The organism is Colwellia aquaemaris, assembly GCF_057548755.1.
The window spans coordinates 707,892-715,972 of record NZ_BAAJLV010000002.1; the positions used below are offsets into that span (position 1 = coordinate 707,892).

The window sequence follows — 8,081 nt, forward strand, 5'->3', positions numbered from 1 at the left end:
ACATAAAACTATGTGGGCCAACTTAGAATGTAAGTTGATAGAAGGAAATTAGGTTTCCAGGAAATATGTCAGAGAGAAAGGTATACATACCTATTCAAAATTTCATGAGTTATTGGAAATATTCATCAGCGAAATAAATATTCTGCGTTAGCTCAGAAAACGAGTGCATTTTAGTGCTATTAGTCTAATTGAACAAACGAAATAAATTTATATCAATCATTAGAAAAACTAATGCGAATGTTGTTTCGTAATTTTATCCATAATAGAAAATTTTGTGTCGTTAGTAGGTGACAGCTGTTAGACATTTGTGCGGTTGAATCATTTAATTCGATATTAATGAAGAAATTGTTACAAAGAATAGGGCTTAGCCCTTGTTAGACCTGAGCTTTATCTATTACTATAGAGTCACAAAATTTTGTTCATTATTATTAGAAGTTATTAATGTCGATAAGTAGTCATCAGCAAGAAATTCGAGTTTATTATGAGGATACCGATGCTGGCGGAATAGTTTATTATGCAAACTATTTAAAGTTTTTTGAACGAGCCCGTACCGAATGGTTACGAGCGCTTGGCATTAATCAATCAATATTTTTAGAACAAAACATTGGCTTTGTGGTCACAAAGGTAGAAATGGATAATAAAGCATCGGCAAAACTTGATGATTTGTTGACAATTACCACCTCAATAAGCCGATTAAAATCTGCCAGTTTGGTATTTTCTCAGCAACTTGTTAATCAACACCAGCAAACTTTATGTACTGCTGTTATTAAAGTTGCTTGTGTTAATTTGTCTATTGCTAAACCCTGTAGTATCCCAAAAAGCATATTAGGAGCATTAAAACGTGTCAGCTGAACTCTCATTTTTTGATTTATTTTTAGAAGCAAGTTTATTAGTAAAGTTGGTGATGTTGACCTTGTTAGGGTTTTCAATTGTATGTTGGGCGATGATTTTTCAACGCCGCAAGGTACTAAATGCAGCGCGCGATCAATTGCAAAACTTTGAAGATAAGTTTTGGAGTGGTGCTGATTTAAGTAAGCTTTACAGTGAAGTTTCGGCGAGAGAGCAAGTTGACGGCATTGAAAATTTATTTGTCTCTGGTTTTCGCGAATTTGCTCGTTTACGTAAAACCCATGCCTGTTCACCACAAATCATAGTCGACGGTACTCATAGAGCAATGCGAGTTGCCCTATCTAGAGAGGTTGACAACTTAGAAACCCATTTACCATTTATGGCAACTGTTGGTTCTATCAGTCCTTATATTGGTCTATTTGGTACCGTGTGGGGAATTATGAATTCATTTATTGCTTTAGGTGCAGTAGAGCAAGCCACTTTAGCTATGGTAGCTCCCGGTATCGCCGAGGCGCTAATTGCGACAGCTATGGGTTTATTCGCTGCGATTCCTGCGGTTATGGCCTACAACCGATTTAGTCATAATGTAGAAAAACTTGAAAATAGCTATGGTAACTTTATGGAAGAGTTTTCAAGTATTTTACAAAGACAAACAACTGCTGAACAAAAAGCATAAGGATGGATATCGCTTATGTATAATCGCGTTAGACGACGGAAAGTTGCAGAGATAAATGTAGTTCCTTATATCGACGTTATGTTGGTGTTGTTGATCATTTTTATGGTAACAGCTCCTTTGATAACGCAAGGAGTAAAAGTTGATCTACCACAGGCAGATGCTGAGCCGTTAAGTAAAGATAGTAAACCGCCCCTTGTTGCCTCAGTTGATGCCGAAGGTAATTATTATTTGGCTGTTGGTACTAGTAAAAATGAACCTATGTCAGCGGAAGAAGTTGCGACGTTGGTGGCGGCACACTTAAAAGTGGAACCTGAAACGCCTGTTGTTGTTAATGGTGATGGCGCTGTATCTTACGATGCGGTAATTCAATTAATGGTGATGTTACAACAAAAAGCAGGTGTGCCTTCCGTTGGTTTAATGACAGATAGTCCGGAGAGTAATTAGTGTCATCAAAGTATTCAGTTCCAATTGCCTTAAGTTTGGCTATTCATTCGGTGTTAGGTGCTGTGTTGCTGTTTGGTGACTTTTCATCACTACCAAAACCTACGCCTACAGCTGTGCAAATGGAACCTATTCAAGCGGTTGCTATTGATAAAAGTAAAGTTGAAGCACAAATTAATAAAATCAAAAAGCAAAAAGCTGATGATGCAAAAAAATTAAAAGAGCTTGAAAAACGCGTTGCCGCTGCAAAAAACAAGCGTATTAAAGAAGAGCAGCGAATCAAAAACCTTGAAAAGCAGCGTAAGAAAAAAGAGCGCGAGAAAAAAGCCGCCGACAGTGCTGCCCAAAAAGCAAAGGCGAAAGCCAATGCAGCAGACAAGTTACGTAAACAAAAAGAAAAAGAGAAAAAGTTAGCTGAAAAAGCGGCAGCCGATGCCAAAGCTAAGCGTATTAAAGAAGAGCAAGCCGCTAAAAAGGCAGAGCAACTTCGCAAAAAGAAAGCTGCAGAGCGCAAGCGTAAAGAACAAGAAGCGCGAGAGCGAGCAGCACAGCAGAAACTTTTAGAGCAACAAATGGCGGAAGAAATGGCGAGTCGTCGGCAAGCAAGACGCCAACAAATGATGACAGAAGTTGGTCGTTTTCAGGCGTTGATTGCACAAGCCATTCAGCGTAATTTTCTTATTGATGAAGCGACAATGAAAGGTAAGTCTTGTAAATTAACCATTAGTCTTGCACCATCGGGGTTTGTTACCAATGTTGTAATTGGAAAAGGCGACAGAGCAGTGTGTGATGCTGCTAAAAATGCGGTATATAAAGCAGGTACATTACCAGTGTCTAAAGATCCTGAAGTTTTTAAAGAAATGAGAACCATCAGCTTAACCGTAGCACCAGATAAATTTAACTAGTTTAATGTTAGGAATATGACGAACCCTATGAAAAAAATAACCTTATTTTTACTACTCTTCATTGCCTTATTATCAAATCGAGCAATGGCCACGTTAGAGATTGTTATAACTGAGGGGGTTGATGGTGCTCGCCCAATTGCTGTTGTACCATTTAAATGGACTGGTGCTGGCCCTATGCCTGAACGTCTTTCACAAGTTATTAGTGATGACTTATTGCGTAGCGGTAAGTTTAGCCCTATTAACGAATTACGCTTTCCACAATCACCAAGCGATGACAGTGAAATTGATTACGCGGCTTGGGCTGGTGAAGGTGTTGAAGCCATTGTTATTGGTGAAATCAACGAAACCTCTATTGGACGTTACCAAGTTAAGTACCAGTTAGTTGATGTAATTCGAGGTCAAGTCACTGGTGGACAAACACAAATGTTAAGTAATGGTGAGTTGGTTCGAACCTCTGATCATATCCTTGATGAAAGTACGGTTGAGATTGGAAGTGATCAATTTCGCCGATATGCACACCGTATTAGTGACGTGGTTTATGAAAAACTAACCGGCACTCGTGGCGCATTTTTAACCAAAATCGCTTATGTTATTGTTCGTGATCAAGGAGAGTATCCATATCAGTTAGTTATTGCTGATTATGATGGCTTTAATGAGCATGTTTTATTAAGCTCTAAAGAACCTTTGATGTCACCTGCTTGGCATCCAAATGGTAACCAATTGGCATATGTAACCTTTGAAAATCGTCAAGCACAAATTCATGTTATTGATATTTACTCGGGTCAACGTAATTTAATTAGCTCGTTTGAGGGAATAAATAGCGCGCCACGGTGGTCTCCTAATGGCAAGCAACTGGCAATGGTGTTATCTAAAGACGGTAACCCAGAGCTTTATGTGATGGACGTTGCGACTAAGAAATTACGCAGAATTACTCGTCATCGAGCCATTGATACAGAGCCAAGTTGGACTCCAGATGGAAATTCATTGGTATTTAGTTCAGAACGGGGTGGAAAAGCGCAGCTATATCGCGTAAATTTAGTCGATGGTAAAGTTAGAAGGTTAACTTTTGATGGTGAAATGAACTTAGGCGGTTCATTAACACCAGACGGACGCCAGTTAGTAATGGTAAACCGTACCCGCGGCCAATACCATTTGGCAAAGCAAGAATTTGATTCAGGGATTTTCCAAGTGTTGACAAAAACACGCTTGGACGAATCTCCAAGTATTTCACCAAATGGTGGAATGATAATTTACAGTACACTGCACAACAACCGTCAGGTGTTAAGCTTAGTTTCTGTAGATGGCAGGTTTAAGGCAAGATTGCCAGCTTTAAATGGTGAAGTGAAGTCGCCTTCATGGTCACCGTTTTTATAATAATTATTAGTAATTTAATTTGTAAATAATAAGGACACATAAAATGCGCTTGAATAAAACAGTAAAAGCCTTAGCGGTTGCTTTACCTATCATGGCTTTATCAGCTTGTAGTTCATCTGACTCAGCTAGCGAAGATGCTAGTGCAATGCAAACTAACGAAGCAGCAATGGCTGAGCAAAAAGCTCGCGAAGAAGCTGAGCGTGTAAAAGTTGCTGCTATGATAAAAGCTGAAGAAATAGAAGCACAGAAGCAGCGTGAAATTGAACAGTTACGTACAAACCACATTGTTTATTTTGATTTTGATAAATCTACAGTAAGTGCTGAGTTTGCTGCAATTCTTGAAGCTCATGCTAAATTTTTAAATAACAATTCAAATGTAAATGTTCTAATTGAAGGGCATTCAGATGAGCGTGGCACGCCAGAGTACAACATTGCTTTAGGTGAACGTCGTGCAAAAGCTGTTGAAACCTTTTTAGAGAACATGGGCGTTTCAGCTTCACAACTTAGCACAGTTAGCTATGGTGAAGAAAAGCCAATGGTTAAAGACCGTAACGAAAGCGCGTTTGCTAAAAACCGTCGTGCAGTATTGGTTTACTAATCAGGTAATTAAATGAAACCCAATAGCATTCTATTTGGGATGTCCTTTGCTGTTGCTGCAAATATTGCAGTAGCAGCAGAACCGGCTCCTGTTATTGAAGTGACTGCTGGTAACTCAGTAAGTGGTAATACTTCAAGTTTAAGTGAACAACTTGGTAATCTTGAGCGTAAATTGGATGCGCGCAACCGAGCACAAGTCAATGTTCAACGCCAACTTGATGAGTTACAAAACGAAGTCAATGAGTTACGCGGCATAACCGAACTGCACACCTATCAATTAAGCCAAGTTTTAGAGCGCCAACGCGAACTTTATCAAGAGCTTGATAGAAGAGTTTCTGAAGCACTAAAACCAGTGAACCAAGTGCCTGCTGCTATTAGTGCGCCAAATGACAATTCAACAGGTGTTACTTACAGTTCTAACCTGACCGAAAATGAAGCTTACGACCGTGCTGTTAACATGGTGCTTAAAGACAAGCGTTATGAGCAGGCAATTCCAGAGTTTGAAGCCTTTAATCAGAAATACCCTAATTCTAGCTATGCTGCTAATGCACATTACTGGTTAGGACAACTATTGTTTAATAAAGGTGAGTTAGTTAAAGCACGACAAGAATTTGATGTGGTAGTGAATCAATTTCCTGACTCAAGTAAGCGTAGTGATGCTATGTTGAAGCTGGCCATGGTTGAACAAAAAGAAAATAACACAGGTAAAGCAATAGCTATTTATCAAAAGCTATTAACAGAGTACCCTAATTCAAGTGCTGCAAAACTAGCTCAACCGAGATTAAAAAGCTTAAAACAATAAAAGTTGCTGCTAACTTATGCGTTTTGCTGTCTTTTTGTTCGAACAGACAATAAAGTTTAAAAAAGCTTAAAATTGTTGTTGCACTTAAAAAAATTATGAGTATTATATGCCCCGCGTTGAACGAGTAGGGCAACGCAAACAAATGTCGGTCGTTAGCTCAGTTGGTAGAGCAGTTGGCTTTTAACCAATTTGTCGAAGGTTCAAATCCTTCACGACCGACCACTTTCTTTACCAAGGTCAGTGTTAAGCATTTGTTTTAAAGTATATATCGGTCGTTAGCTCAGTTGGTAGAGCAGTTGGCTTTTAACCAATTTGTCGAAGGTTCAAATCCTTCACGACCGACCACTTTTCTAAATTTTTAGATAGGTGGCTTTGAATTTATATTCGTAAATTCATCTTAAAAATTGAAAGTAGTTTATCGGTCGTTAGCTCAGTTGGTAGAGCAGTTGGCTTTTAACCAATTTGTCGAAGGTTCAAATCCTTCACGACCGACCACTTTTGATTATCTTCCCAAGGTTAAACTTCAGTTATTAAATTAAATTAAACAATATCGTTAGCATCAGCTTTATCTTTTTTTTGTCTAAACTGGAAAATATTCTTAGTACACTTTTAATCTGCTTTATCTTATAATTCACGCGATTTTTAGGTACTCATCGAGATTACACATGACCCAAGCAAACTTAGCCGTAGACTTTGACTTTCAATTTCCACAAAAGCCAGCTCCATTAAGTGCAAAAGAACGTGATGGATATAAAACACGGATCAAAACCTTGTTGAAAGAAAAGAACGCTGTGCTTGTTTCTCATTATTATACCGATCCTGAAATTCAGGCATTAGCGGAAGAAACCGGTGGTTGTGTTGCAGACTCACTTGAAATGGCGAGGTTTGGTAATAATCATCCAGCTGAAACATTAATTGTTGCCGGTGTTCGCTTTATGGGCGAAACAGCGAAAGTATTAACGCCAGAAAAAACGGTGATAATGCCAACATTAGAAGCGACATGTTCTTTAGACTTAGGCTGCCCAATTGAAGAATTTAATGCTTTTTGCGATCAACACCCAGATAGAACTGTGGTTGTTTATGCGAATACATCGACTGCGGTAAAAGCTCGTGCGGACTGGATTGTGACTTCTTCCTGTGCATTAGAAATTGTTGAACACTTAGATGAGCAAGGCGAGAAAATTTTATGGGGACCTGATCGTCACTTAGGTGCTTATATAGAAAAACAAACCGGTGCTGATATGATTATGTGGCAAGGCGCATGTATTGTTCATGACGAGTTTAAAACCAAAGCACTAAAAGATATGAAGCATTTACATCCTGATGCTGCCATTCTTGTTCATCCAGAGTCTCCATACGAAATTGTTGAATTAGCAGATGCTGTAGGTTCAACTAGCCAGCTGATTAAAGCGGCACAAGAGTTACCGAACAAAAAGTTTGTGGTAGCAACTGATCGTGGTATTTTTTACAAAATGCAGCAATTGTGTCCTGATAAAGAATTCTTTGAAGCACCAACAGCCGGTGAAGGCGCTACTTGTCGTAGTTGCGCTCATTGCCCATGGATGGCAATGAATGGTTTACATGAAATAGAACAAGCATTATTAAACCCAGAAGGAAGAGAAGTGTTTGTTGATATGTCATTGCGCGATGGCGCATTAAAGTCTTTAGATCGTATGCTAACTTTTAACGCAGAACTTAATAAAAATAAGTAATCACGATTTAGTTGTTGGTAAAATAGGCAACTACTTGAACTTTACCTAAATTAGGTTGCGCTTTGATAATTATTTGCCTACCATAGCGCAGCTTAGAGCTTAGAGCTTAGAGCTTAGAGCTTAGAGCTTAGAGCCTAGAGCTAAAAATGGTGAGATGTCCGAGTGGCCGCCAAGTTGAATTGACACGCCATGCGTGCTCATCGGCATAAAACAAACTCGTGAAGATACCACGTTAACGTATCTAAATAGTTTATATGGTGAGATGTCCGAGTGGCCGCCAAGTTGAATTGACACGCCATGCGTGCTCATCGGCATAAAACAAACTCGTGAAGATACCACGTTAACGTATCTAAATAGTTTATATGGTGAGGTGTCCGAGTGGCCGAAGGAGCACGCCTGGAAAGTGTGTAAGGCGCAAGCCTTCGAGGGTTCGAATCCCTCCCTCACCGCCATATTGCGTATAACTGCTTTATAATGGTTATATAATTCAAAGCCGCTACTGTGTTAGCGGCTTTTTTGTGTCTTCGCTAATGTTTGTAATAGTCACCTTAGATAAATGGCAAGTATTTTTGTTGTTGTCTATTGGTTTTGTATAAATAAAAAGCAAACAAACCTTTTTCTGTAAATTAAATGAAATTAGCGGTTGACGTCGCCGCAAAAATCCCTAAAATGCGCTCCACTTCTTCGGGGCAACCCAAGAAGCTTGTTTTAAAGAGTTATCTCAT

9 protein-coding genes and 4 tRNA genes are annotated in these 8,081 nt (G+C 39.1%); 12 read left to right on the plus strand and 1 reads right to left on the minus strand.

The features are described 5' to 3' along the window. The first annotated feature begins 441 nt into the window (after positions 1-441). The 11 genes from ybgC to nadA all read left to right on the plus strand — a co-directional run bounded on the left by ybgC (position 442) and on the right by nadA (position 7,356). Entirely contained in the window at positions 442-852 is a 411-nt protein-coding gene (ybgC, locus tag AC27HL_RS09525; RefSeq protein ID WP_487080733.1) for a tol-pal system-associated acyl-CoA thioesterase, read from the plus strand. After that, positions 842-1,525 (plus strand): protein TolQ, encoded by a 684-nt coding sequence (gene tolQ / locus AC27HL_RS09530; RefSeq protein ID WP_487080734.1) that lies wholly within the window; start codon positions 842-844, stop codon positions 1,523-1,525. The genes ybgC and tolQ overlap by 11 nt, the downstream gene beginning before the upstream one ends. Before the next feature lie 15 nt (positions 1,526-1,540). Beyond that, positions 1,541-1,969 (plus strand): protein TolR, encoded by a 429-nt coding sequence (tolR, locus tag AC27HL_RS09535; RefSeq protein WP_487080735.1) that lies wholly within the window; start codon positions 1,541-1,543, stop codon positions 1,967-1,969. Continuing rightward, positions 1,969-2,871 carry a cell envelope integrity protein TolA gene (gene tolA, locus AC27HL_RS09540; RefSeq protein ID WP_487080736.1) on the plus strand — a complete coding sequence of 301 codons (903 nt, stop codon included), beginning with the start codon at positions 1,969-1,971 and terminating at the stop codon, positions 2,869-2,871. The genes tolR and tolA overlap by 1 nt, the downstream gene beginning before the upstream one ends. A 15-nt stretch (positions 2,872-2,886) precedes the next feature. Beyond that, positions 2,887-4,245 carry a Tol-Pal system beta propeller repeat protein TolB gene (gene tolB, locus AC27HL_RS09545; protein WP_487080737.1) on the plus strand — a complete coding sequence of 453 codons (1,359 nt, stop codon included), beginning with the start codon at positions 2,887-2,889 and terminating at the stop codon, positions 4,243-4,245. Positions 4,246-4,288: 43 nt separating this feature from the next. Continuing rightward, positions 4,289-4,843 carry a peptidoglycan-associated lipoprotein Pal gene (pal, locus tag AC27HL_RS09550; protein WP_487080738.1) on the plus strand — a complete coding sequence of 185 codons (555 nt, stop codon included), beginning with the start codon at positions 4,289-4,291 and terminating at the stop codon, positions 4,841-4,843. A gap of 12 nt (positions 4,844-4,855) precedes the next feature. Beyond that, complete coding sequence (ybgF, locus tag AC27HL_RS09555) at positions 4,856-5,644, plus strand: tol-pal system protein YbgF (protein ID WP_487080739.1); 789 nt, start codon at positions 4,856-4,858, stop codon at positions 5,642-5,644. A gap of 146 nt (positions 5,645-5,790) precedes the next feature. Further along, positions 5,791-5,866: transfer RNA gene (locus AC27HL_RS09560), tRNA-Lys, on the plus strand. 47 nt (positions 5,867-5,913) lie between these two features. Beyond that, positions 5,914-5,989: transfer RNA gene (locus tag AC27HL_RS09565), tRNA-Lys, on the plus strand. 74 nt (positions 5,990-6,063) lie between these two features. Continuing rightward, positions 6,064-6,139, plus strand: a tRNA-Lys gene (locus tag AC27HL_RS09570). Positions 6,140-6,309: 170 nt separating this feature from the next. Further along, on the plus strand, positions 6,310-7,356 hold the full coding sequence (gene nadA / locus AC27HL_RS09575) for a quinolinate synthase NadA (RefSeq protein ID WP_487080740.1): 1,047 nt from the start codon (positions 6,310-6,312) through the stop codon (positions 7,354-7,356). Between the two features lie 120 nt (positions 7,357-7,476). On the opposite strand, the gene AC27HL_RS09580 is transcribed toward nadA, so the two are convergent. Further along, positions 7,477-7,671 (minus strand): hypothetical protein, encoded by a 195-nt coding sequence (locus tag AC27HL_RS09580; RefSeq protein ID WP_487080741.1) that lies wholly within the window; start codon positions 7,669-7,671, stop codon positions 7,477-7,479. A gap of 49 nt (positions 7,672-7,720) precedes the next feature. On the opposite strand from AC27HL_RS09580, the gene AC27HL_RS09585 reads away from it, so the two are divergent. Beyond that, positions 7,721-7,808, plus strand: a tRNA-Ser gene (locus AC27HL_RS09585). Positions 7,809-8,081: the final 273 nt, after the last annotated feature.

Excerpts from the sequence above, each read along its gene's own strand:
- ybgC (WP_487080733.1), top strand. The coding sequence starts at position 442 with ATGTCGATAAGTAGTCATCAGCAAGAAATTCGAGTTTATTATGAGGAT.
- tolR (WP_487080735.1), top strand. The coding sequence starts at position 1,541 with ATGTATAATCGCGTTAGACGACGGAAAGTTGCAGAGATAAATGTAGTT.
- tolB (WP_487080737.1), top strand. The coding sequence starts at position 2,887 with ATGACGAACCCTATGAAAAAAATAACCTTATTTTTACTACTCTTCATT.
- pal (WP_487080738.1), top strand. The coding sequence starts at position 4,289 with ATGCGCTTGAATAAAACAGTAAAAGCCTTAGCGGTTGCTTTACCTATC.
- ybgF (WP_487080739.1), top strand. The coding sequence starts at position 4,856 with ATGAAACCCAATAGCATTCTATTTGGGATGTCCTTTGCTGTTGCTGCA.
- nadA (WP_487080740.1), top strand. The coding sequence starts at position 6,310 with ATGACCCAAGCAAACTTAGCCGTAGACTTTGACTTTCAATTTCCACAA.
- AC27HL_RS09580 (WP_487080741.1), bottom strand. The coding sequence starts at position 7,671 with ATGCCGATGAGCACGCATGGCGTGTCAATTCAACTTGGCGGCCACTCG.